Annotated in this window: 18 protein-coding genes and 1 pseudogene; 14 read left to right on the top strand and 5 right to left on the bottom strand. The window is 70.1% G+C overall.

Going from position 1 to position 24116, the window contains the following annotated elements; genetic code table 11:
• Positions 1 to 3 precede the first annotated feature (3 nt).
• The 4 genes from ACVBD7_RS17595 (at position 4) to ACVBD7_RS17580 (ending at position 3747) form a co-directional block, all read left to right on the top strand.
• Positions 4 to 993: a branched-chain amino acid ABC transporter permease gene (locus tag ACVBD7_RS17595; RefSeq protein WP_458094534.1), complete on the top strand. Its 990-nt coding sequence runs from the start codon at positions 4 to 6 to the stop codon at positions 991 to 993.
• A complete protein-coding gene (locus tag ACVBD7_RS17590) occupies positions 990 to 1742 on the top strand; it encodes an ABC transporter ATP-binding protein (protein ID WP_458094533.1) in 753 nt (250 codons plus the stop codon). Before ACVBD7_RS17595 ends, ACVBD7_RS17590 begins: the two co-directional genes overlap by 4 nt.
• Positions 1739 to 2470, top strand: a complete 732-nt coding sequence (locus ACVBD7_RS17585; RefSeq protein WP_458094532.1) for an ABC transporter ATP-binding protein — start codon at positions 1739 to 1741, stop codon at positions 2468 to 2470. Before ACVBD7_RS17590 ends, ACVBD7_RS17585 begins: the two co-directional genes overlap by 4 nt.
• A gap of 95 nt (positions 2471 to 2565) precedes the next feature.
• Complete coding sequence (locus ACVBD7_RS17580) at positions 2566 to 3747, top strand: aminotransferase (RefSeq protein ID WP_458094531.1); 1182 nt, start codon at positions 2566 to 2568, stop codon at positions 3745 to 3747.
• Positions 3748 to 3863: 116 nt separating this feature from the next.
• Here ACVBD7_RS17580 and ACVBD7_RS17575 read toward each other — a convergent pair whose 3' ends face one another.
• The gene (locus ACVBD7_RS17575; RefSeq protein ID WP_458094530.1) at positions 3864 to 6167 is read right to left on the bottom strand and encodes a penicillin acylase family protein; all 2304 of its coding nucleotides are present in this window, start codon (positions 6165 to 6167) and stop codon (positions 3864 to 3866) included.
• A 90-nt stretch (positions 6168 to 6257) separates the two neighbouring features.
• Between ACVBD7_RS17575 and ACVBD7_RS17570 the strand changes: the two genes are divergently transcribed.
• The 9 genes from ACVBD7_RS17570 to ACVBD7_RS17530 all read left to right on the top strand — a co-directional run bounded on the left by ACVBD7_RS17570 (position 6258) and on the right by ACVBD7_RS17530 (position 17021).
• Positions 6258 to 7361, top strand: coding sequence for an ABC transporter ATP-binding protein (locus tag ACVBD7_RS17570; RefSeq protein ID WP_458094529.1), 1104 nt, complete (start codon positions 6258 to 6260; stop codon positions 7359 to 7361).
• Entirely contained in the window at positions 7358 to 8224 is an 867-nt protein-coding gene (locus ACVBD7_RS17565; RefSeq protein ID WP_458094528.1) for an ABC transporter permease, read from the top strand. The genes ACVBD7_RS17570 and ACVBD7_RS17565 overlap by 4 nt, the downstream gene beginning before the upstream one ends.
• Positions 8221 to 9057 carry an ABC transporter permease gene (locus tag ACVBD7_RS17560; RefSeq protein ID WP_458094527.1) on the top strand — a complete coding sequence of 279 codons (837 nt, stop codon included), beginning with the start codon at positions 8221 to 8223 and terminating at the stop codon, positions 9055 to 9057. Before ACVBD7_RS17565 ends, ACVBD7_RS17560 begins: the two co-directional genes overlap by 4 nt.
• Entirely contained in the window at positions 9054 to 9767 is a 714-nt protein-coding gene (locus ACVBD7_RS17555; RefSeq protein ID WP_458094526.1) for a GntR family transcriptional regulator, read from the top strand. Before ACVBD7_RS17560 ends, ACVBD7_RS17555 begins: the two co-directional genes overlap by 4 nt.
• A 25-nt stretch (positions 9768 to 9792) precedes the next feature.
• Positions 9793 to 10842, top strand: coding sequence for an extracellular solute-binding protein (locus tag ACVBD7_RS17550; protein WP_458094525.1), 1050 nt, complete (start codon positions 9793 to 9795; stop codon positions 10840 to 10842).
• A gap of 64 nt (positions 10843 to 10906) precedes the next feature.
• Positions 10907 to 11251, top strand: coding sequence for a hypothetical protein (locus ACVBD7_RS17545; protein ID WP_458094524.1), 345 nt, complete (start codon positions 10907 to 10909; stop codon positions 11249 to 11251).
• Positions 11248 to 13503, top strand: coding sequence for a N,N-dimethylformamidase beta subunit family domain-containing protein (locus ACVBD7_RS17540; protein WP_458094523.1), 2256 nt, complete (start codon positions 11248 to 11250; stop codon positions 13501 to 13503). Before ACVBD7_RS17545 ends, ACVBD7_RS17540 begins: the two co-directional genes overlap by 4 nt.
• 34 nt (positions 13504 to 13537) lie before the next feature.
• The gene (locus tag ACVBD7_RS17535) at positions 13538 to 15706 is read left to right on the top strand and encodes an alpha-ketoacid dehydrogenase subunit alpha/beta (protein ID WP_458094522.1); all 2169 of its coding nucleotides are present in this window, start codon (positions 13538 to 13540) and stop codon (positions 15704 to 15706) included.
• A 67-nt stretch (positions 15707 to 15773) separates the two neighbouring features.
• Positions 15774 to 17021, top strand: a complete 1248-nt coding sequence (locus tag ACVBD7_RS17530; protein ID WP_458094521.1) for an aminotransferase class III-fold pyridoxal phosphate-dependent enzyme — start codon at positions 15774 to 15776, stop codon at positions 17019 to 17021.
• Positions 17022 to 17093: 72 nt separating this feature from the next.
• Here the strand turns inward: ACVBD7_RS17530 and ACVBD7_RS17525 are convergent, their stop codons facing one another.
• From ACVBD7_RS17525 to ACVBD7_RS17510, 4 genes are all read right to left on the bottom strand, one after another.
• A complete protein-coding gene (locus ACVBD7_RS17525; RefSeq protein WP_458094520.1) occupies positions 17094 to 17747 on the bottom strand; it encodes a class II aldolase/adducin family protein in 654 nt (217 codons plus the stop codon).
• Entirely contained in the window at positions 17744 to 18997 is a 1254-nt protein-coding gene (gene otnK / locus ACVBD7_RS17520; protein WP_458094519.1) for a 3-oxo-tetronate kinase, read from the bottom strand. Before otnK ends, ACVBD7_RS17525 begins: the two co-directional genes overlap by 4 nt.
• 8 nt (positions 18998 to 19005) lie before the next feature.
• On the bottom strand, positions 19006 to 20577 hold the full coding sequence (locus tag ACVBD7_RS17515) for an ABC transporter substrate-binding protein (protein ID WP_458094518.1): 1572 nt from the start codon (positions 20575 to 20577) through the stop codon (positions 19006 to 19008).
• Between the two features lie 366 nt (positions 20578 to 20943).
• Positions 20944 to 22626, bottom strand: coding sequence for an NADPH-dependent assimilatory sulfite reductase hemoprotein subunit (locus ACVBD7_RS17510; protein WP_458094517.1), 1683 nt, complete (start codon positions 22624 to 22626; stop codon positions 20944 to 20946).
• Positions 22627 to 22766: 140 nt separating this feature from the next.
• Here ACVBD7_RS17510 and cysG point away from each other — a divergent pair.
• A pseudogene (cysG, locus tag ACVBD7_RS17505) lies at positions 22767 to 24044 on the top strand (siroheme synthase CysG); the annotation flags it as partial.
• Between the last annotated feature and the right edge of the window lie 72 nt (positions 24045 to 24116).

The following is a 24116-nucleotide window of genomic DNA, read 5'->3' as shown; positions in this document are numbered from 1 at the left end:
GGCATGTCCGCCCCCCGCACGCCGCCTTCCCGGCGGCTGATGCTTCTCTGGTGGCCGGTGCCGCTGCTGCTGGCAGTGGTGGCGATGCTCGCAGTGGCCTTCCTGGCCGGGGAATTCCATCTGCGCTTCCTTGCCGAGATCCTCATCCTCGGCACGGCCGTGATGAGCCTCGATCTACTGGTCGGCTTTGGCGGGCTGGTTTCGCTGGGCCATGCCGCGCTTTTCGGGGCGGCGGCCTATGCGGCCGCGATCACGGCGCAGCACCTCGGGGGCAATGTCGTCCTGATGCTGGCCGTGGGCACGGCCTCGGGCATGGCGGTCGCGGCGGTGATGGGCGCCGTGATCGTGCGCACGAGCAGCCTGTTCCTGCTCATCCTCACCCTTCTGCTCGGGCAGATCGTCTGGGAGATCGCCTTCCAGTGGCGCGATGTTACGGGCGGCGCGGACGGGCTGCGCGGCCTTCCCCCGCTCGTTTTCGGCCCCTGGCTGCTGGGCGATGCGCGCTCGCTCTTTCTGCTCGCCGGCGCGCTGGCGATAGGCGCCCTCTGTCTCGCCCGTTCCTTTGTCGCCGCCCCGCTGGGGCGCGCGCTGGTCGGCACGCGGGAGCAGCCGATCCGGATGAGCGCGCTGGGCTACAGCATCCCGCGCATCCGTTTCCTTGCCATGCTCGCCTCGGGTGCCATCGCCGGCGCCGCGGGCTCGCTGCTTCCCTTCGTGAACCTTTATGTCGGCCCGCAGAGCGTGCACTGGACCCTCTCGGCCACGATGATCATCATGCTGGTGATCGGCGGCGTCGGCTCGCTCTGGGGCGCCTTTCTCGGCAGCGCCGTCCTCCTCACCATCCAGACCTATCTCAGCTCCTACACCGATCGCTGGCAGCTCTTCGTCGGGCTGATCTTTGTGCTCACCGTGCTGCTGCTGCCCACCGGGCTCGCCAGCGGGCTTCGCGGCCTGGCCCGGCGCGCTGGGCTCCTGCGGGAGGAGCGGCCATGACGGCGGTGCTCGAGATCTCCGGCGTCGGCAAGAGCTTCGCCGCCTTTCAGGCGCTGGACGATGTGAGCTTCGCGCTGCGGGAAGGCGAGACGCTCGGGATGATCGGCCCGAACGGCGCGGGCAAGACGACGCTGTTCAACGTCATCACCGGCTTCCTTCGCCCCGATGCCGGCAGCGTGCGCTATGCGGGCGAGGCCATCGACCATTTTTCGCCCGCCCAACGCGTCTCGCGCGGGCTGGTGCGCACCTTCCAGAAGGCTATGGTGTTCCCTGATCTGACAGTGCGCGAGAACATCGCCATGGCCGCGCGCCAGCGGGCCGGGCATGGGCTGCGCTGGTTCGGCGCGCGGCAGTTCCAGGCAGAGGCGGAGGCGCGCGCGGACCGGCTTGTGGCCGAGAGCGGCCTGGCGCGCCGGGGCGGAGAGCGCATGAGCGACCTCTCCTATGGCGAACAGCGGATCGTGGACGTGCTGATCTCCCTCGCGCTCGAGCCGCGCGTGCTGCTGCTGGACGAGCCGACGGCGGGGCTGGCGCGCGGCGAGGCGGACCGGGTGCTGGAGATCGTGCGGAACCATGACGCCCGCACCTCGGTCGTCCTCATCGCGCATGACGTGGAGATCGTCTTCGCGGCCTGCGACCGGATCGCGGTGCTGAATCTTGGCTGCATGCTCTGCATCGGCACGCCGGAAGCCGTGCGGGCCGATCCCTCCGTCCGCGCCGCCTATCTGGGGGGCCTAGCCGACCGATGAGTGCCGCCCCCACCCCTGAGGGCCAGCCGCTTGTCTCCCTCTCCGGCGTCTCGGCGCATTACGGGGCTGTGGAGATCCTGCGCGGAATCGGGCTGCAGGTGGCGCCGCGCGAGGCGGTGGCCATCCTCGGCCGCAACGGGGTGGGAAAAACGACGCTGGTGAACGCCCTGTTCAACCTGGGCCCGCGCGTCGGCGGCACGGTGCGGGTGATGGGGCAGGACGTGACCGGCTGGCCCACGCACCAAATCGCGCGGCTCGGCGTCGCGCTCGTCCCGCAGGGGCGCGGCGTCTTCCCCAATCTCACGGTAACCGAGAATCTTCGGCTGGCGACGCTGCGCAAGCGGCCGGGCGACTGGACGCTGGAGCGGGTGTTCGGGCTCTTTCCCGGGCTGGCGGAGCGGCGGACCTCCTTCAGCAGCTCCCTCAGCGGCGGCGAGCGACAGTTGCTGGCCATCGGCCGCGCCCTGCTCACCCAGCCCCGGCTCCTCGTGCTGGACGAGCCGAGCGAGGGGCTGGCGCCGATGATGGCGGAGGAGATCATCCTCGGGACTGTCGGCAGGCTGGCGAGGGAGGGGCTGACGGTGCTGCTGGCCGAGCAGAACGTCGCCCTCGCCCTCCGCCTCTGCCCGCGCGCGGTGGTGCTGGCGGGGCGGGGCGTGGTGTTCGACGGTCCGTCCGGGGTGCTGCTGGCCGACCGGGACCGGGTGCGGGAGCATCTGGGCGTCTGAGCCCCGGCGCCGCCCGATGTCATTTCTCCGGCTGACTGTTGCAGGACCATGCGCACTGACGCGCGTTGTGCGTCTTTCCCCCCGACAGGATAGTGATGCCGCCCCTGAACCCCCTCCTCCTCGACACCGGCAGCCCGCCTATCCCGGAGATCCAGGCCTGGGGCGCCCGCTACGCCGCCACCCGCGACACCAGCCAGGGCAAGGCGCTGCTGAATATGTGCCAGGCGGTGCCGTCCTATGCGCCGGCGCCGGGTATGCTCGATCGCCTCTCCCGCGCGGCGGGCGACCCCGCCTGTGCGGTTTACGGCCCGATCATGGGCGACGTGGCGCTGCGGGAGGCCTATGCCGCCGACCTCGCCGCCATGTATGGCGGCCGGCCGGACGCGTCCCGGGTGGTGATCACCGCCGGCTGCAACCAGGCCTATTTCGTGGCGATGATGGCCCTCGCCGGCCGCGGGGACGCGGTGCTGCTGCCCACCCCCTGGTACTTCAACCACCGGATGGTGCTGGACATGCTGGGGGTGGAACCCCGCCCGCTGCCCTGCCACGCCGAGCAGGGCTTCGTGCCCGATCCGGAGGAGGCGGCGGCGCTGATCGACGACCGGGTGCGGGCCATCGTCCTCGTCACACCCAACAACCCGACCGGGGCTGTCTATCCGCCCGAGGTGATCGCCCGCTTCCACGCCCTGTGCCGGGAACGAGGGATCTGGCTGGTGCTGGACGAGACCTACCGGGACTTCCTGCCCGCCGGGCAGGACCGGCCGCATGACCTGCTCTCGGGCGATGCTTGGCCCGAGGGCGTCATCCAACTCTACAGCTTCTCCAAGTCCTTCGCGATTCCGGGGCACCGACTTGGCGCCCTGGGCGCCCCGGCGGCGATCCTGCCCGAGATCGGCAAGGTGATGGACTGCGTGCAGATCTGCGCCGCGCGGGCCGGGCAGGTCGCGCTGGCCTGGGGGCTCGGGGCGCTGGGAGACTGGCGGGCTGAGAGGCGGGCGGAGATGCAGGAGAGGACAGAAACCGTCCGCGCCGCCTTCTCCCGCCTGCCGGGCTGGGAACTGCAGTCGCTCGGGGCCTATTTCGCCTATGTGAAGCACCCGTTCGGGGAGACCTCGGCCTGGACTGTGGCGGAGCGGCTGGCCACCGAGCATGGGCTGATGTGCCTGCCCGGGCCCGCCTTCGAGGGGGAGGAGGCCCATCTGCGGATCGCCTTCGCCAATGTGGACGCGGCGGGGATCGTGGCGATGGAGGAGCGGCTGCGGGCGGCTTCAGCCTGACGATTGGCGGCTCGCTCCGGGGAAGGCTTCGCCTTCTCCCGGAGCCCTGATCGCCCAGGACGCACGCTTGGCGTTCGTCCCGAGGAAGCGGGGTGCACTCCGTCTGGCGGGAGCCTTCAGGGCGTCAGGCGTTGGACGTGGCGGGCGGCCTGGCGCACCGCGTCCCAGCCATAGAGCATCGGCATCATGCGTGCCTCGGCCCATTCGGCGTGCTGGTCCATGTAGTAGGGGCTGCCCGGCCGGCCCGAGACGCCGTGGAACACCGCCCAGCGGCTATTGTCCCAGTTCCCCACATCGAAGACGTAGCGCGCCAGGGCCCCGTAGGCCGCCGCCGGGCCCGAGGCGGCCAGGAGGCCGTTCGCCATGACCGTGTCGCCGTCGCCTCCGAGCGGGAGGGCGGGCGGGTCCAGCAGGGGGGCGGCTTCCGGGAACAGGGCGGAGAGCGGGTGCGTGAAGCGTGGGCGGTGCGCCTCGCCCCAAGCCGCGGCGGGCGCGCCGGCCACCTGCTGCAGCGCCGCCGCGATCGCCTCGTCCCAGCTCCACCCGGCCAGCAGCGAGGCGTCGTTCCGCCGCAGCAGGTTCGGCAGCGTCCACCAGAGCTGGTTCATCGGCGCCACGCCGGGCGCCACGGCCAGCCAGGGGTGCGTGCCCGCGCCCTGGAGCCCGCTGCGCTCGGCCAGGATCCGCGTCAGCGCGCGCCGCAGCGCGATGTACTCCGTCGGCGCGGTGGCGCCGGCCTCCATCTTTCCGTCCCAGACCAGCAGGCGGGCTCGTAGCGCGCCCGCCTCGCCCTCCGGCGGCGCCATGGCGCCCAGGCGTTCCCGCAGCAGCAGCGCGTTGACGGAGAGCGTGTCGCCATGGATGGCATCCGCGTCCTCCGGGCCGAAGCCGGGGCCGTCCCGCAGCCGGTCCAGGATACGCTGCGCGCGATAGGGGGGGTGGCAGTCCGTGCAGAGGTAATCAGGATGGTCGTCCGCCACCACGCGGTTGTTGGCGGTGACGATCAGCCCCTCCGCCGGGTCGATCGCGCGCGGCATGTCGTCATGCGGGATCCAACTCTGCCAGGCGTGTTCGCCCGTCCATCCCGGCATTGGAAGCCAGCCGCTGTCGCGCCCGCGGCGCGGAACGCGAGCGCGCACGAGATGGCCGATATGCCCGGCCGTATCGGCCGCGACCAGGTTGTGGTCGATCAGCCCCCAGCCGCGCGTCGCCTCGAACAGGCCCTCGACGCTCTCCGCCCCCGTCATGCGCGGCAGGCAGTCGAAGGAGAGGTCCGTTTCGGCGAACTGCACGGACCGCAGGGACAGCGCGGTGCCGTCGCGCGCATCGCCCGCGATCACCGGCCCGTTCGGCGTCTCCAGCACCTCGAAGCGGCGCGTCTCGCCGCCGCGCACGGCGATGCTCTCCTCGCGCCGGCGCACCGGCACCCATTCGCCGGCCTGCATCACCTGCGCGCCACGCTCGTCGAAGCGCTCGAGGAAGAGGTCATGGATGTCCATGAAGGCGTGCGTCACGCAGTAGGCCACGCGGCCGTTCTGCGCGAAATGCGGGAAGCCCGGCACGCCCGGCACGGTCAGCCCGATCATGTCGAAGGCATCGCAGGCGACGTGGTGCTGGGTGTACATGTTCGGAATCTCGAACACGCGGTGCGGATCGCCCGCGAGGACGGGCCGCCCCGTGCTGCTGCGCGAGGGCCCCACCACCCAGTTGTTGCTGCCGCCGCCAGTCTCGTCGCCGGGCAGGCCGAGCGATTCCAGCAGCGCGCGGATGGCGGGGGCGAGTGCGGACAGATCCGCCTCATGCCGCGCCGCCGTCTCGCCGGGCGGAATGCAGAGCAGGTCCTCGCCGCCATCGTCGTAGCGCAGTTTTCCGACCTGTTCCGCGCCCACGACGGGAAGGGCTGCCGCACGCCAGAGCTTGAACCACACCGAACCCATCAGCAACCCGAGCCGCCGCATCACCGCAATGCTGTGCCAGCCCTCCCAGGGCTCCGGCTGTGCGTCCAGCAGCGTGTACTCGATGGGAACAGGCGCGCCGGAGGTGAGGAAGGCGTTCACCCCCGCGGCATAGGAGTCCAGCATCGCCCGTGCCGCCTCGCCCAGCGCCTGATGGTCGCGCCGGCAGGCCGCCTCCATCCCCAGGCGCCGGACGAGGATGTCCGCCTCCGCCGCAGGAGCGCCAAGCCATTCGGCCGCGCGGCCCAGTGCGCGGCGACGCGTCAGCTCCATCTGGAACAGCCGGTCCTGCGCATGGACGAAGCCCAGCGCGAACCAGGCATCCGGCACCGTCGCGGCGCGGAGATGCGGAATGCCATGGGTGTCGCGCAGCACCTCCACGGGGGCGGAAAGCCCGGGCACGCGCAGCTCGCCCTCGATTGGCGGCAACGCATCCTGCAGCATCCGCTCGTTCAGTGCCGGCATCGTCGTCCCCTTCCCCCATGACTTGAGAAGTGTGAAACGAGGTTGCGGCGATGTCGATATATCAAATAGCATCCTCGGGAATCGCAGCCGATGGAGCCGGATTTGGCGGGTGGGGACGTGTCGCAAGGCCGGGTGGCGGTGCAGGGGCTGGTCAAGCGCTTCGGCCCCGTGAACGCCGTGGACCACGTCTCGCTGGAGGTCGGCGCCGGCGAGTTCCTGGCGCTGCTCGGCCCGTCCGGCTCGGGCAAGACCACCATCCTGATGTCCATCGCGGGGTTCGAGTACCCGGATGAGGGCCGCATCCTGATCGGGGGCGAGGAGGCGACCTGGGCGCCGCCGAACAAGCGGAACCTGGGCATGGTGTTCCAGCGCTACACGCTGTTCCCGCATATGAGCGTGCTGGAAAACATCGCCTTTCCCCTGAAGATGCGCGGCATCGGTCGGGCAGAGCGAGAGCAGCGCGCCCGCGCGGCGCTCGACACTGTCCGCCTCGGCGGCATGGGGGACCGCAAGCCCGCGCAGCTCTCGGGCGGGCAGCAGCAGCGCGTGGCGATCGCCCGCGCCATCGTCTACCAGCCGCGCGTGCTGCTGATGGACGAGCCGCTCTCCGCGCTGGACAAGAACCTGCGCGAGGAGATGCAGATCGAAATCAAGCAGCTGCAACGCCGGATCGGCATCACCGTCATCTTCGTCACCCACGACCAGACGGAGGCGCTGACCATGGCCGATCGCGTCGCGGTGCTGGACCACGGGCGGCTCCAGCAGCTCGGCGCTCCGCGCGACCTCTACGAGGCGCCGGCGACGGTGTTCGTCGCTGGCTTCATCGGCGAGACCAATTTCTGCGAGGGGCGGCTGAGCCAGCCAGCCATGCCGGGCGAGGCCGTCTCGGTCGCGCTCGACGGTGGTGGCAGCATGCAGGCCACCGCGGCGCAGGTAATTCCGGCGGGCGCGCGGATCAGGGTCGCGCTGCGTCCCGAGCGGCTGCGTGTCCTTCCCGCCGGTGGTGACGGGCCCGGGGCGCGGGTGACGGATGCCATCTACGCGGGCAATGCCACCACGCTGATGCTGGAAGGGGAGGGCGGGCAGCTTCTCCGCGCCCGCATCCCCGCCGGCGCCGGGCTGCACGAGCCCCGCCCGGGGGAGGCCGTGCGCCTGGCCTGGCAGGCCGCCGATGCCCGGGCTTTTCCCGCGTGAGGCGCCCCTCTCCGTTCTTCCTCGGTGGCCGCCGCTACAGCCCCGCCTCAAGCCTCCTGCTCGCGGCACCTTTCCTGCTGCTTATCGCAGTCATCTTCATCCTGCCGCTCGCGACGCTGCTGCATGAGAGCCTTTTCGTCCCCGGCCCAACCACCGCGCATTACGCGCGCGCCTTCGACGAGCCCGTCTATCTCCGGGTCATGCTCCGCACGCTCTGGATCGCGGTGCTGGTCACGGCGTTGGCCCTCGTCCTCGCCTGGCCGCTGGCCTGGGTCATGTCGCGCAGCCGGGGGATCGTCCTCGCGCTCCTTGCGGCCGCCGTGCTGCTGCCGCTCTGGACATCCGTCCTCGTCCGCACCTATGCCTGGATGGTGCTGCTGCAGCGGAACGGCGTCATCAACCAGCTGCTGCAGGGGGCCGGGATCATCGATGCGCCGATGCAACTCCTCTACACGCAGGGCGCGGTGGTGCTCGCCATGGCGCATGTGCTGCTGCCTTTCATGGTGCTCCCCATCCTCTCCGCGCTGAAGGGCATCCCCGAGGACCTTTCCCGCGCCGCCCAGATGCTCGGCGCCTCCTCCTGGTCGACCTTCCGGGAGGTGATCTGGCCGCTCGCGCTGCCAGGGGTCACCTCGGGATGCCTGATGGTGTTCCTGCTGGCCCTCGGCTTCTTCGTCACCCCCGCGCTGATCGGCGGGCCGAAGCAGATGATGATCGCTACCCTTGTCTCGCAGCAGGTACGGGAAATGCTGGACTGGCCTTTCGCCGGTGCGCTGGTCGGCCTTCTCCTGCTGTTCGTGTTGGCCATCACCATCCTGTTCAAGCGGGCCGTGCGGCTGGACCGCTTCGTGGGGTCGGCATGAGCCGCCCGCAGGCCCCCAATCGCGCCGGGCGCATGGCGCTGAACGCGGCGGCCTATGCCGTCACCGTCTTCCTGTTGCTGCCCACCCTCATCATCGCCCCCATGTCGGTGGGGCCGGAGCGGCTGCTGAGCTTCCCGCCCAAGGGCTTCTCGCTCCGCTGGTACGCCGCGTATTTCGAGGATGGTGAGTGGATCCGCGCCACGCTGTTCAGCGCCGAGGCCGGGGTGATCTCCGCCATCTGCGCCACCGTGGTCGGGACGATGCTGGCCCTGGCCCTGGTGCGCGGTCGGCTACCCGGAAAGGGGCTGATCGAGCTGCTGGTGATCGGCCCGGTGATCGTCCCGCATATCGCGCTGGCGGTGGCCATGTTCCTGGTCTTCGAGCAGCTTCGCCTCACCGGCTCGCTGCTCGGCTTCGCCATGGCCCATACGGTGCTGGCGCTGCCCTTCGTGGTTTTCACCGTGCTCGCCGCCCTCTATCGCTTCGACGCGGAGCTGGAGCGGGCCGCGCTGTCCTGCGGGGCGGGGGCGTTCCGCACCTTCCGCCACGTCACCCTGCCGCTGATCGCGCCAGGTCTCGTCTCGGCCGCCCTGTTCGCCTTCATCATCTCCTTCGACGAGGCGGTGGTATCCTTCTTCATCTCGGATCTCGACCGCAAGACGCTGCCGCGGAAGATGTTCGAGGATATCGACTTCAACATCTCGCCCACCCTGGCCGCGGTCGCGACCATGCTCACCGCGCTCACCATTGCCGCGCTTCTGCTCGGCTACGCGTTGAAGCGCAGCATGGAGCGGCGGGCGCGTGCGGCCGGAACAGGATCGTCAAACCCATGACTGCCCCCGCCAAGGTTCTTGATTTCGTCGCCCCGGTCGGCCGGGAAAACCTGGCAGGGCGGGTCTATGACGAGTTGCGCACGGCCCTGTTCGAAGGCCGCATGCGCCCGGGGCAGCGGCTGAAGATCCGCGACCTGGCGGCCGCCATGCAGGTCTCGGAAACCCCGGTGCGGGAAGCGGTGGTGCAGCTTGCCCGCGAGCGCGCGCTGCGGCTGGAAGCGGCGCGGTCCATCACCGTCGCGGGGCTCAGCCTGGAGCAATATGTGGAGCTCCGCACGATCCGCGTGGAGCTGGAAGGCCTGGCGGCGGAGGCGGCCGCGATCCGCATCACCCCCGGTGACCTGGACGCGCTGGAGCACGCCAACGCCGCGCTGACCACCGCCGAGGAGGCGGAGGATCCGCTGGCCGCGAACCGCGCCAACTGGGCCTTCCACCACACTCTCTACGCCGCGGCCGCAATGCCCGAGCTGCTGTCGATCATCGAGAGCATCTGGCTCCGAAACGGCCCCATGCACGCCTTCCTCTACCCGGATGCGCGGCCGACCTATCCCGGCCGTCATCGCCATCTCGACATCATCGACGGCCTGCGCGCGCGCGACCCCCGCGCCACCCGCGCCGCCCTCTGCGCGGACCTGATGGAGGGCGGCGCCAATCTCGTCGCCCTTCTCGGCCGCATGGAGCGCGACGCGGCCTGGTCCAACCCGGGCTGACCTTCAACAACAGAGGAGACAGGGCATGGGCGTGAATCGGAGAGGGTTCCTCGCGGCGTCGGCGGTAGCCGGGCTGGCGCGGCCGGCCCTGGCGCAGCGCGGCTCGGGCGAGGTGGTGGTCTGCGCCACGGGCGGCCTGATGGAGCGCAGCCTGCAGGAGCATTTCTACCGCCGCTTCGAACAGGAGGCGGGCATCCGCGTCCGCTCCATCCCCATCGAGCTGCCGGACCAGTGGGCCCGCGCCCGCGCCGGCCAGCGCAGCGGCAACATTCCCTTCGACGTCGTCACCGCGACCCCGCCGGACCTGATCCAGCACGCCGACATCCTGGCGCCTGTGGACTGCACGACCCCGGCGATGACACAGCACGCCCTTCCCGGCGGCTGCTTTCCCACCGGCATCATTCGCACCGCCGGTGGCATGGCGATCACCTGGAGCAAGAAGGCCTACCCCAATGGCGGCCCGGCCAACTGGGCGGACTTTTTCGACGTGGCAAGGTTCCCGGGCGCGCGCTCCCTGCCGGACACGGGCGATCGCGAGTGGTGGCTGCCGCTCGCCGCACTGATCGCGGATGGCGTGCCGCGCGACAGGCTCTTCCCGCTGGATCTGGACCGCGCCTATCGCAAGCTGGACGCGATCAAGCCGCATGTGGCGGCCTGGTGGAAGAGCGGCGACAACTCCATGCAGATCCTCCGCGGCGGAGATGCTGTCATGAGCGTGCTGTACTCCTCCCGCGCTGTGCCGCTGGCCAAGAGCGGCGAGTTCGACTTCACCTGGAATGGTGCGATCCGCGACGTCGGCAACTGGGCCGTGCTGAAGGGCGGGCCGAACACGGCGAATGCCATGCGGTTCCTCGACTTCTTCGTCCAGAACCCGCGCGAGCACCTGCCCTTCAGCGACAAGGTGTCCTTCGATTCCAACAATCGCGAGACCGCGGCGCTGGTGCCGGAAGGCGAGCGCCGCTACCGCGCTTCCTGGCCCGAGAACTGGGACCGGCTCGTCATCGCGGATTACGAATGGATTGCTACCAACCGCAACGCGATGCGCGAGCGCTGGGTGACCTGGCTCACGCGCTGATCGGCCGGGGCGGGTCATCAGGGCCCACCCCGTTCTCCTCCTCCTTCGCCGGAATCTGTCCCTCATGCTGGTGAACGATCCCGAGGCGGCGCACTGGCCGGTCGACCCGGCCCGCCTCGACCTTGTCGAGGAATTCCGCCGCAAGCCCCGCGGGCCGCATACCGACGCGTTGCAAAAGCTGCTGCACCGCATGCGCTGGTCCGGCGTAGGCCGCCGCTACGTGCTGGTGGTGCTGGAACCCAACCGGCGCTGGATGCTCGGCCGCCTGCCCGGCGGACGCGGCGTGCCGGTGGAGACCTTTCCGAACCAGGTCTTCACCAGCCTCGCCGAGGCCGAGTGGGCCGTCTTTGTCATGCGCTGGGAAGCGCTGACCGGCCAGACGATCGAGAACGCCGGGGAGACCGCATGACCGACACCAACTCCGTCCTCGGCTATGCCTGGCCGCTCGTCGTCTCCCCGGGCGAGGAGGTCGCCTTCCACCTCTCCAGCGCCACGCTGGAGGGGGCCGAGGCGACACTGCTTCGCGTCCGCTGCGCCGATCCGGATCCGGACGGCCCGGGCCTGCGCTTCCATCAGCCCGGCACGCCCATCGACGGCCCGGTCGCGTTGCGGCACCAGCCTCTCCACCCCGGCTCCTGCGCCATCATCCCCGATGCGCCAGCGCTAAACCGGCCGGGGTCTCTCTCCCTCGGCCTGTTCCTCTATCCCACGGCGCCGACGGCCGGGGCGCAGACGGTGCTCTCCCGCTGGCGCGAGGACACGGCGGAGGGATGGCGCGTCGGGCTCAATGACGAGAGTCGGCTGGAATTCATCGTCGGTGCCGCCGGCCGGCTCTGGCGCGTCACGGCACCGAAGCCGGTGATCGAGCGCGAGTGGATCTTCGTCGCTGCCGTGCTCGACCCGCTTGCGGGGCACATGACAGTCACCCAGACCAGCCTGGACCCCCAGGCCGGCCGCGACACGAGCTGCAGCGCGACGGCCGGGGCGCCCCTTGCGGTGACCTGGCCCGCCGACACGGCCCTCGTCATCGCCGCCCACGCGCTGGAGCCGGGCGATGCGCCCCGCACCGCCGCGCATTTCGACGGCAAGATCGACCGCCCTCGCCTTCTCTCCGCCGTGCTCGGCACGCCCGCCCTGCGCGCCATTGCCGAGAGCCTTTCGCCCAACCCGGCTGAGCCCGATCTGGTTGCCGCCTGGGACTTCTCGCGCGACATCCCGACCGACACTGTCCGCGACCTCTCCGCCAACCGGCTGGACGGCACCCTGCGCCACATGCCCATGCGCGCCGTCACCGGCGCCAACTGGGATGGCCGCACGGTCCAATGGACGGAGGCGCCGGAGCTCTACGGCGCCATCCACTTCCACAGCGACGACATGCAGGATGCAGGCTGGTCGCCGGACCTGCGCTTCACCATTCCCGAGGACTGGCGCAGCGGCTTCTACGCGCTGCGCCTCCGCGCGCGCCAGGAAAGCGACGATCCCGTCGAGAGCTTCGTGGCCTTCTTCGTCCGCGCGCCACTCGGCAAGCCACGGTCCGAACTCGCCTTCGTCGCCAGCACCGCCACCTTCCTCGCCTATGCCAACAGCGCGCTGCGGCTGGACCAGGTGCATGCGGAGGCCATGCTGGAAGGTCTGATCGCTCTCTCGCGCGACGATGTGTACCTGCAGGAGCATCGCGAGCTCGGCCTGTCCACCTATGACACGCATAGTGACGGTAGCGGCTGGTGCTACTCCACCGCGCGCCGCCCCATCCTGAACATGCGGCCGCGCGGCGCCACCTTCAACTACGGCAACGACACGCACGTCATCGACTGGCTGGAGGAGACGGGCCAGGATTACGACATCATCGTCGATGACGACATCCATCGCCACGGCGCCCAGGCCCTAGCGCCCTATCGCTGCGTCATCACCGGCTCGCACCCCGAGTATTTCAGCCGCTCGATGATCGAGGCCTTTGATTCCTACCAGCGTGCCGGCGGGCGGCACATCTATCTCGGCGGCAACGGCTTCTACTGGCGGATTGGCTGGCACCCAACCCAGCCGCACAGCATGGAGATCCGCCGCGGCATGAACGGGCTGCGCACCTGGGAGGGGGAGGCGGGGGAAAACGCCCTGTCCTTCACGGGCGAGCCCTCCGGCCTGTGGCGCAGCAACGGCAGGCCGCCGCAGCGCCTGGTCGGTGTGGGCTTTGACGCGCAGGTTTTCACCCGGTCCTACCCCTATGCGTGGCGGGAGCCCGCGCGTGACCCGCGTATCACCTGGGCGGTCGAGGGGATCGATCTCGATGCGCCGCTCGGCGATTTCGGCCTGCGCGGAGGTGGCGCAGCGGGGCTTGAGGTGGATCGGGTGGAGCCCACCCTTGGCTCTCCGCCGCATCTTCTCTGGCTCGCCACCGCCGATCGCCTGGACTATGGCGGCGTCCCCACGCTGGAGGAGCTGCGCACGCTTCATCGCGGCACCATGGGCGACCAGAACGCGCAGGTGCGCGCCGATATTGCCTTCTTCCCGACATCCCGGGGCGGCGCGGTCTTCTCCACCGGCTCCATCGCCTGGGCCTGCTCGCTCTCCCACAACGGCTACGACAATTCCGTCAGCCGCCTGACGGGCAACGTCCTTCGCCGCTTCCTGGATCCGACACCCTTCGACGGCTTCGACACCTAAGCGCCGGAACAAGGCGCATCCGAGGAAACGCCCGATGCAGCGCTCCCCCATCACCACCGCCACGCCCTGGTTCCGGCTGGAGGTGGACGAGGCCGATTGGGCGGCGGAAGACCCCGCCGAGCTTGCCCGTTGGATGGAGCAGCTGCTGGTGATCCGCCGCTTCGAGGAGAAGATCCTCGAGCTTCACGGGCAAGGCCTCGTCCACGGCCCTGCCCACGCTTCCATCGGGCAGGAAGCCGGTGCGGTCGGGGCCATGTCGGTACTCGGCGTCGGGGACAAGCTGAACGGCACCCACCGCGCGCATCACCAGATCCTGGCGAAGCTGCTGAACAGCGCGCTGCCCGAGGATTATGACCCGCGCCGGGACGAACCGGTGGCGGAGGCGGGCGATCTTGTTCGCCGCGGCATGGCGGAGATCATGGGCCTGTCGGAGGGCTTCTGCGGCGGGCGCGGCGGCTCGATGCATATGCGCTGGGCCCCGGCCGGCATCGTCGGCACCAGCGCCATCATCGGCGGCAACCTGCCCCATGCCGTCGGCTACGGCCTGGCCGACAAGGTGTTGGGGCGGGACCACGTTTCTGTCGCCTTCTTCGGCGATGGCACACTGATGGCCGGCCAGTCGATGGAGGCCATCAACCTCGCCGCCCTCTACAACCTGCCCGTCATCTTTTTCCTTGAAAACAACTTCTACGCCGTTTCCACCCATCTCCGGGAGCAGACGCGAGAGACGCGGTTGACGACGCGGGGCGCCATGTTCGGCGTGCCCTCGGTCGAGTGCGATGGCATGGACCTCGTCGCCGTGCGGCGCGCCATGCAATGGGCGGTGGAGACCATCCGCGAGACCGGTGGCCCCGTGTTCGTGGAGGCCATTCTTTACCGCTTCCTGCACCAGAGCGGCCCGCTGCTGGGCAGCCAGCTCGGCTACCGTAGCAAGGAGGAGGAGGCTGAGTGGCGCGGGCGGGATCCGCTCCTCACCATGCCAGCCCGGCTGAAAGCCATGGGCGTGCTGGACGACGCCGGCCTGGCCGCTCTCGACGCCCGCGCCCGCCGCCTGGTGGAAGACGCGGCCGCCGCCCTCACCGAGGTTCCGCGCGAGTCCAACGCGCTTCAGATTCGTGTGGGCGCCCTGCCCGAGGTGACGGAGATCGAGAGCGGCATCCGCGGAGATCTTTCGGAGCTAGCGGGCGAACGCTTTCTTGAGGCCCCCTCCGTCCCTGCCGAGGCGCGGGTGGAGATGAAGTATATCGACGCCATCGCCGCGACCCTGCTGCGCAACATGGAGCGGGACTCCCGCATCGTGGTGATCGGCGAGGATGTGCACCGCCTGCGCGGCGGCGTCTCCGGCTCCACTCGCGGCGTGATGGAGCGCTTTCCCGAGCGCGTCTTTCCCACCCCTATTTGCGAGAACGGCTTTACCGGCATGGCGCTCGGCGCTGCCGTCTGCGGGCTGCGGCCGGTGGTGGACATCATGTTCGGGGATTTCTGCATCGTCGCGGCCGACCAGATGTTCAACGGCATCGGCAAGTTCTCGCATATGTTCGGCGGCGGCTTTGGCGTGCCGATCGTCGTGCGCGCCCGCGTCTCGCCCCAGGCCGGCTACGGGTCTCAGCACTCGATGGACCCTTCGGCCCTGTTCTCCCTCTACCCGGCCTGGCGGATCGTCTCTCCCTCCACCCCGCACGACTATATCGGCCTGATGAATGCGGCACTGCGCTGCAATGACCCCGTGCTGGTCATTGAGCATCAGGACCTGTTCCAGACCACCGGCCCCGTGCCGAGGGACGATCTGGACTACCTCATCCCCCTCGGCAGTGCCCGCACGGCGCGCCCCGGCACGGCCTGCACGGTCCTCACCTACGCCGCCATGGTCTCGGCCAGCATCCAGGCGGCCGAGACCGCCGGCATCGATGCCGAGGTCATCGACCTCCGCAGCCTCGACCCCGGTGGCCTTGATTGGGCCCTTATCGAGAGGAGCGTGCGGCGCACGAACCGCGTCCTTATCGCCGAGCAGACTGCTCGGGGCACCAGCCATGGCGCCCGCATCGCCCAGGAGATTCAGGAGCGCCTGTTCGACTGGCTGGACACCGAGATTCTTCGCGTCACCGGCGGCGAGGCCGCCCCTGTCGTTTCCCGCCCGCTCAATCTGGCCGCCCTGGGCAATGCCACCGCTATCGAAGCCGCCTTGCAACGCCTCACGAGCTGACACGAACACGCTTCCGCCCGGCATTCGTCATATGATATATCAAGACCACGAAGACGAGGAACCGTCCATGTCGCAGGCCCTTCTCCCCGAGAAGCAGACCGCTACGTCGTCAGACGCCGCCCTGCGCGCCCGTGCCCGCGCCGTAATTCCCGGCGGCCTCTGGGGCCATCTGAACGCGGCCAAGCTGCCGGAAGGGTATCCGCAATACTTCACCTCGGCCGAGGGTTGCCGCCTCCGCGATGCCGATGGCCGCGAATACATCGACTTCATGTGCTCCTGGGGGCCCGTGGTCCTCGGCCACCGTCACCCCGTGGTGGAGGCGGCCGCGCGTCAGCAGGCCGAGCAGGGCGACTGCATGAACGGCCCTGCCCCCGTGCTGGTGGAACTGGCCGAACTGCTGGTGGACACCATCCCGCACGCGGACTGGGCGCTTCTTGCCAAGAACGGCACCGACGCCACCACCGCCTGCGTGACCATCGCCCGGGCCGAGACCGGCCGCCGCAAGGTCCTCGTGGCGCGCGGCTCCTATCACGGAGCAGTTCCCTGGTGCTCCCCGTCGCTGGCCGGCGTCACCGCCGAGGACCGCGCCCATCTCGTCACCTTCGACTACAACGACACCGCCAGCCTGGATGCGGCTGTTGAGCAGGCGAAGGGCGACCTTGCGGCCGTCATCGTCACAGCCTTCCGCCATGACTTCGGCCGACACCAGGACCTGCCGACACCGGAATTCGCGCGCCACCTCCGCACCCTCTGCGACGAGACCGGCGCTGCCCTTATCCTCGACGATGTGCGCGCGGGCTTCCGCATCGACCTCGGCGGCTCCTGGGAACACCTCGGCGTCCGCCCGGACCTCTCCGCTTTCAGCAAGGCAATTGCCAACGGCCATGCGCTTGCCGCCGTCACCGGCAGCGAGCGATTCCGCCAGGCCGCGACCCAGGTCTACACCACCGGTTCTTTCTGGTGTGGCGCCGTGCCGATGGCCGCGGCCCTCGCCACCATCACTGAGCTACGCCGCATCGACGGCCCCGCCCAGATGCGCGCAATGGGCGAACGCCTTCGTACGGGCTTCGACGCCCTCTCCCGCCAGTACGGCCTGCCCATTCGCCAGACGGGCCCGGCGCAGATGCCGCTGATGATCTTCGAGGACGATGCGGACTGGGCAAAGGGCGACCGCTTCTGCGCGACCGCGCTGAAGCACGGCGCCTACTTCCATCCCCGGCACAACATGTTTCTCTCCTGCGCGCACACAGAAGCGGATATCGACCGCGCGCTCGAGGCGGCCGAAGCCGGGTTCCGCGCGGTGGTGGGACGGTAGAAAGAGGCCGGGGAGAAAGTATTCTCCCCGGGCCCCTCACTTACTTTTGGCGAGTTTGCTGTTGCCCCGGTGTCAGACCCGTGACGGGGCGGCGCTGCCATAGGTTTTGTACCGCTCGCGTGTCGCGTCCATCTGCGCGCCGTCCAGCAGGCGCGGCGTGCCGGCGGACCGGGCCAGCAAGTATTGCCGCGCCAGCGTCTCAAGACGGACGGCGGCCGAGAGCGCGGCCTTCACGTCGCGTCCCGTCACGATCATCCCGTGATTTCCCAGCAGGCAGGCGGTGCGGCCCCGCAAGGCTGCCACGGCAACCTCCGCCAGTTCGGGCGTGCCGAAGGTGACATAGGGCGCGCAGCGCACGTCGTCTCCGCCGAAGCCGGCGATCATGTAGTGGAAGGCCGGCAATCCCTCCCCGAGACAGGCCAGCGCCGTGCAGGCGTCGGCATGGGTGTGCACCACGCTGCCGGCCTCCGGGAAGGCCCTCAGGATCGCCGCGTGCATGGGCCATTCACTCGATGGCGCCGCGCTGTCCTGCGTCGCCCCGTCCAGCGTCATCAGCACCGTGTCGCCGTCCGCCGTTGCCTCGACGGTGGTGCCGGACCGCGTCACGACCATCCCGTCAGCCACGCGGCAGGAGACATTGCCGGCGCTGCCGAAATTCAGCCCGAGCCGCCCGAGCTCGCGATAGCACTGCGCAACCTGTTCGCGCGCCCGCGCCACCTCGCTCATGCGCGCATCCCTTCGAGCACCGTCCCGAACATGTCCACCGGCCCCAGCTTCCCCGATTTGAGGCACAGTGCCAGTGGCACCGGCGCCTCCGCCGCGCAGAGCCCGATCCCCGGCGAGACATAGGGTGCGACCGAGAGCCGCGAGATCCCGAGCGCCCGGATCACCGCCCCCGAACTCTCACCTCCGGCGACGAGGATGCGCCGCACGCCCCCATCCACCAGTGCCTTCGCCAGCCCGCCCAGCAATCCTTCCGCCGCGCGCGCCGCGCCATCACGCCCGAACCGCGCCTGGGCGGAGGCCACGACGTCGGGGTCTCCCGCGGTTGTCACGCAGACCGGTCCAGCCTCCAGCCGCGGCAAGGCCCATGCGACGGCTTCGCGCAGCGCCGCCTCGGGCGATTCCACCCTCGCCAGATCGACCCGCAAGGCCGGGTGCTGCGCGGCGAAGTGCTCCACCTGCTCCCGCGTCCGGTCCGAGCAGCTTCCCGCCAGCACCGCACCGTGGCCATCCGCGCTGGGGGGCGAAACCGCAGTCGCGGCGGAGAGCAACCCCTTCTCCCGCCAGATTGCCGGAAGATGGGAGGCCAGGTTCGACCCGCCCGTCAGCAGCTTCCAGTCCCAGCTCGCCCGCGCGAGCGTGGCAAGATCATCCTCCGTCCCCGCATCGGCGATCGCGAGGGTCACGCCCTCCGCCCGCAGGGCCGAGACCTGCCGCGCGACCGCCCCCTCACCCCTTGCGATCACTGGCAGGGAGATCAGCCCCACGCGCCGCGCCGTCTGCGCTGCCAGCACCTTCACCAGGTCCGGCTCGGTCATCGGCGTCAGCGGATCGAAGCGCTTCGGCGAGTTGGAGACGAGCTGCGCGCCGACGAAGAGGTGCCCCATGAACACCCGCCGTTCCGCCTTCGGGAAGCTCGGCGCAAACAGCGTGAACGCCGCACCGGCTCGTTCCATCAGCACATCCGCGCAGGGGCCGATATTGCCCGCCGGCGTGGAATCGAAGGTGGCGCAGTACTTGAAGAACAGCCGCTCGGCGCCCGCGCCCAGCAGCTCATTCGCGGCACGCCGGAACGCCTCGCGCGCCTCCTCCACCGGAGCTACGCGGGAGGGCAGGGCGACGACCACCGCGTCCTGTCCGGGTGGGACGGGGGCGTCGTCCAGCACCAGCGCCACCCGCATCCCGCCCCCGGCCAGCATCCCCGCGAGCTCCACCGCACCCGTCAAGTCGTCCGCAATCGCACCCAGCAGCATCGCGCGGCCTAGACCTCGACCTGCCAGAACATCGGGAAGCTTGAGGGAATCAGGTTCTTCAACCGAGCGCGGTAGCCTGCTGGCCGGGAGAACTGCCCCCACATCACGCTCGGCGTCAGCTCGTAGGCGGCGCGCTGGATGGTCTCGGCCACGCTCTTGCGCGCGGCCGCGTCGGGCGCCCGCACGAAATCCTGCAGCAGCGTCGTGATGTTCGCGTCGCAGCTCCGCCCCGGATAGTCCGAGCAGTTGTTGGCCACGTAGAAGTGGTTGAGCGGGGAGGCCATGTCCACGCCGTTGGCGTAGACCGGGAAGAGCGACCAGCCATCCGGCCGCGCCCGGCGGGCCAGCACCGTGCCCCAGTCCATCACCTGCTCATCCACGGTGAAGCCGGCCTTCTTCATGTTCTCGGCCAGCACCTGCGAGGCGGTCTGCGAGATGGACGCATTGACCTGCAGCATGATCACCGGCTCACCCTTGTAGCCCGTGCGCGCCAACGCCGCCTTGGCACCCTCGAGGTCGAAGCGTGCGGCCTCCGACCCCGCCGCGGTCTCCAACGGGGTGCCGCACATCCAGTAGGAGGGGCAGTTCTCCACGCGGAACTCGGCAGGAATGCCGATCGCGTCCATCACCACCTTCTGGTCCACCAGCTTCCACAGCACCTTCCGCACCGCCGGATCGGCGAAGGGGCCGCTGGCATGGTTCAGGCGGAAGTTGCCCTGGAACATGTCGAGGCCCTTGAGGCCCATCAGCCGCACCTCGCGGTTGCGCCCGAGCGGCCGGAGGAAATCGAAGGGCAGGTACTGCATGTAGTCGATCTCGCCGGCGGCGAGCGCATTCGCGCCGGTGGCGTCGTCCGCAATGGTCTTCAGCACCAGTTCGTCGATCTTGACGACCTTGCCGCCCGCCAGGAAGTCCGGCGGCTCGGCCCGGGGCAGGTAGCGCGCGTTGCGGCGGAGCACCATGCGGTCGCCCGTGCGCCACCCGTCCTGCACAAAGGTGAAGGGGCCGGAGCCGATGATCTGCGTGATTCGCCCGTCGCCTGCCGGCAGGATGCGCTCGGGCATGATGAAGGGCACGGGCGCGTTGGGCTTGCCTAACACGTCCAGCATCAGCGGGAAGGGCTCCTTCAGCGCGATGGTGAAGCTGCGCGCATCCTCGGCCCGCATCTCCCGCGTCGCCGCCGTCAACATGCGCCCGAGACTGTCCCGGGAGGCCCAGCGGCGCAGCGAGGCGACGCAGTCCGCCGCCGTCACCGGCGCGCCGTCATGGAAGGCCAGGCCGTCGCGCAGGGTGAAGCGCCAGGTCAGGCCATCCGCCGAGACGCTGTGCCCCTCCGCCATCTGCGGCCGGATCTCGCCCTTGGAATCCTGCGCAAACAGCGTGTCGAACACTTGGTAGCCGAAGCTGCGGGTGATGGCGGCGGTCGTTGCGTGCGGGTCGAGGATCACCACCTCGGATTCGAGCATGACGGTGACGGTTCCTGCGGCGCGCGCAGGGGAGGCGGAGAGGCCGGCCAGGGCCGGCACTGCGAGTGCCCCCGTGGTCAGGATCCGACGTCTGGTGGGACCGTAGACACTCATGCAAGCCTCCTTTCCCGCGCGATCGGCCGTATCGCGACCACGCCCCTCCGTCCGGCCGGTTCAGTCGGGCCAGTTGCGGCAAGGATATGATATATCAGGAGGGCCCGCCAGTTTCTTTGCGGAGGCGCAGGGAACGACCTCGCCATCTTGCCCGTGATCGGCGGGGCGGGGGCGCCGGGGTTTCGGCAGGAACCGCTTCAGAAGCCCGGAACCATTGCGGGCAGGCGGCTCAGCCCAGGAATATTCGAACGAACATCGCGATGATGACCAGCAGCACGATGATGCGGCCGGGACCGTCCACGAAGGCGACCAAACGGCGCATCTCAGGCGAACCCCGGCCCGTTGGCCCCAAGGCTGGCCAAGCTCTCACGCTCCTGGCGTAAGCAGGGCGCGCAGCACGTCCTGGCCCTGGCGGTGGCAGAAATCGCCGAAGCCCTCGCCCGCGACGCGACCTGTGGCAAAGGCAGCCAGGACTGGGGCCAGCGTCTCGCCGACCCGTTCCGTCGCGACCTTGTCTGCCAGTGGGAAGGACAGACGCGTGCCCTCGAAGTCGCCTCCGACGAAAAGGGCGTAAACCCCCGGCGAGCGGCCGACCACGCCGATGTCGCCGGCATAGGGTCGGGCGCAGCCATTCGGGCAGCCCGTGAGGCGCAAGGAGATGCGCTCGTCCAGCAGCCCGTGGCGGGCCATGGCCCCCTGCACCTGCGCGACGATCGGGGCGTGCACGCGCTCGCCTTCCGCCAGCGCCTGGCCGCAGGTCGGCAGCGCCGTGCAGGAGAGCGACCAGCGCGCGAGGGGCGACAACTCCTCGGCAAACACGACGCCGTGCTGGCGCAGCAGGGCTTCCAGCGGCGCCTGATCCTCCGGGCGCAGGTTGGAAAGGATGAGATCCTGCTGCGGAGTCGCGATCGGGTCGGCGCCGAAGCGCTGCACGGCCTCGCGCAGCGCCGTGCGCAGGGCGACGCCCGGCCGGTCCGCGATGCGGCCGGAGGGAATGGGAAGGCCAAGCCAGCAGCGACCGTCGCCCTGGTCGTGCCAGCCCAGCAGCTCCGGCATCACCAGGCGTGGAAGGGGCGGTGCGGGTGGAAGCGGCCGGCCGAGATCCTCGGACAGGCGCGCGCGCACCCAGTCCACCCCGCGCTCGGCGACGACGTATTTCAGCCGGGCGTGGCGACGGTCCGACCGGTCGCCGTGATCGCGCGACAGGCGCACGACGGCGCGCGCCATCCTCTCCACCTCGTCCGGCCCGATCACGGTGATCGGGTCGGCCAGGCGCGGGTAGGTGGCGGGCTTGTTGTGCGTCATCCCCATGCCGCCGCCGACCGTAACGATCCACCCCGTCACCTCGCCCGCCGCATCGGTCTGCGCGATGAAGCCGAGATCGTTGGAGAGGATGTCCGGCGTGTTGTCGGAAGGATGTGCGAGGGAGGTCTTGAACTTGCGCGGGAGATAGGTGGGGCCGTAGAGCGGCTCCTCCCCGTCACCCACTGGCTCTCCGTCGAGGAAGATCTCGTGATGCGCGCGCGTGCGCGGCAGCAGCGCGGCGGAGAGGTTGAAGGCCTCGCGTTCCAGCCGCGCGTGCAGCGCGTCCCGCCGCGGCGCGGGAGAGGTGGTGATGTTGCGCGCTACGTCGCCGCAGGCGGCCATGGTAGTGAGGAGTGCGGTCTCGATGCCGGCGATGCAGCGCTTCAAGTCGCCGCGCTGGACGGTGTGGAACTGCATGCCCTGGCGCGTGGTGAGGCGCATGGTGCCGTCCGCGTCGCGGTCCGCGAGTGCGTCGAGCGCGAGCCATTGCGCCGCCGTCAGCCGGCCGGCGGGCGCGCGCACGCGGACCATGAACTGCCACTCCTTGTCGAGACCGGCCTGCTTGCGCGGCGTGGCGGTGTCGCGGTCGAACTGCTCGTAGGTGCCGTGGAATTTGAGCAGCGTGTAGGACGCCTCGCTCAGCCCGCCCGGCGCATCAGCGGCTGCGAGCTCCTCCGCGATCGTGCCGCGCAGCCCTGCGCTGGACAGCTTGATGCCTTCGGCCCCGCTTGGCTGGCCCGTCATCCTGCGCTCCTCATCTCATGTTGAGAGGAAGCGGAAATCCGGCTCGCTCACAAGGGAATGGAATTCCCTATTCCTGCTGATCTTTGACCGTTTTCATCCCCTCCCGATGCGGCGGACCGGCCGGTAAGGTCGCAGATCGGATGCGTCACTTTCCTGCCTTTCTCGACCTGCATGGCCGCACTGCCTTTGTCCTTGGCGAGGGAGAAGCGGCGGACATCAAGGCGGCGCTGCTGGCGCGTGCCGGGGCGTTGCTGGTACGGGCGCCGCGCTTCACGGGCGCACTTCCCGAGGGCTGCGCGGTGGCGATCGGCGCCGGCGCGCCGGAGGGTGATCTGCAGGCGCTCTCCACCGTCTGCCAGACCCGCGGCATCCCCGTGAATATCGTCGACCGCACCGCGCTCTGCTCCTTTGTCATGCCCGCTATTGTCGACCGCGCGCCGGTCACCATCGGCATCTCCACCGGGGGTGCCGCGCCCGTGCTCGCCCGGCTGGTGCGCGCACGGATCGAGGGCGTGCTGCCGCCCGCGCTCGGTCGGCTTGCGGCATTGGCGGACCGCTTCAAAGCCGTCATCCGCGCCGCCCTGCCCGATGTCGCGGCCCGGCGCCGCTTCCTCGACGCGACGCTCACCGGGCCCATCGCCGACCTTGCCCTCGCTGGCCGGGAAGTGGAGGCCGAGGCGGCGCTGGCCTCCGCGCTCGAGGAGGCTGAGGCAAGGCCTGCCGGCATCGTCCACCTTGTCGGCGCGGGGCCGGGCGCGGCCGACCTGCTGACCCTGCGCGCGCTGCGCCTGCTCGGCGAGGCAGATGTGATCATCCATGACCGGCTGGTGGGGGAGGGCGTGCTGGACCTCGCCCGGCGAGACGCCGAGCGCATCTATGTCGGCAAGCGGCGGGCCGAGCACTGCGTGCCGCAGGAGAGCATCAACGACCTCCTCATCTCCCTTGCGCGCCAGGGCAAGCGGGTGGTGCGGCTGAAGGGGGGCGATCCCTTCATCTTCGGCCGGGGCGGAGAGGAGATGGAGGCCTGCCGTGCCGCCGGTATCGCCTGCGAGGTGGTGCCGGGGGTGACAGCCGCGCTCGCCTGTGGGGCGGCCGCCGGCATTCCGCTCACCCATCGCGACCACGCCCGCGCGGTGACCTTCGCCACCGGCCACACACGGGAAGGGCGGCTCGATCTCGACTTCACGTCGCTCGCCCGGCCCGGGCAGACGCTGGCGATCTATATGGGGGTCTCCACCCTGCCCGCGCTGCGCGATGGGCTGGTGGGCGCGGGGATGAGCCCCACCACTCCCGCTGCGCTGATCGAGGCGGGGGGAACCGAGGCGCAGCGCGTCCTCCGCGGCACGCTCGACGCCATCGTGGAACAGGCGCGGCGCTGGCAAGCGGGCGGGCCCGTGATGATTCTCGTTGGCAGCGTCACCGCGGCCGGTGAGGAGGGCCGTGCGGGCGCGTCCGCTCTCGCACCCGCCTCGCATCGCCAGGGAACGTCA

Source organism: Roseomonas sp. WA12 (genome assembly GCF_054165765.1).
The sequence above is the reverse complement of the archived record's forward strand: the minus strand, read 5'-3'. Positions and strand labels throughout refer to the sequence as shown.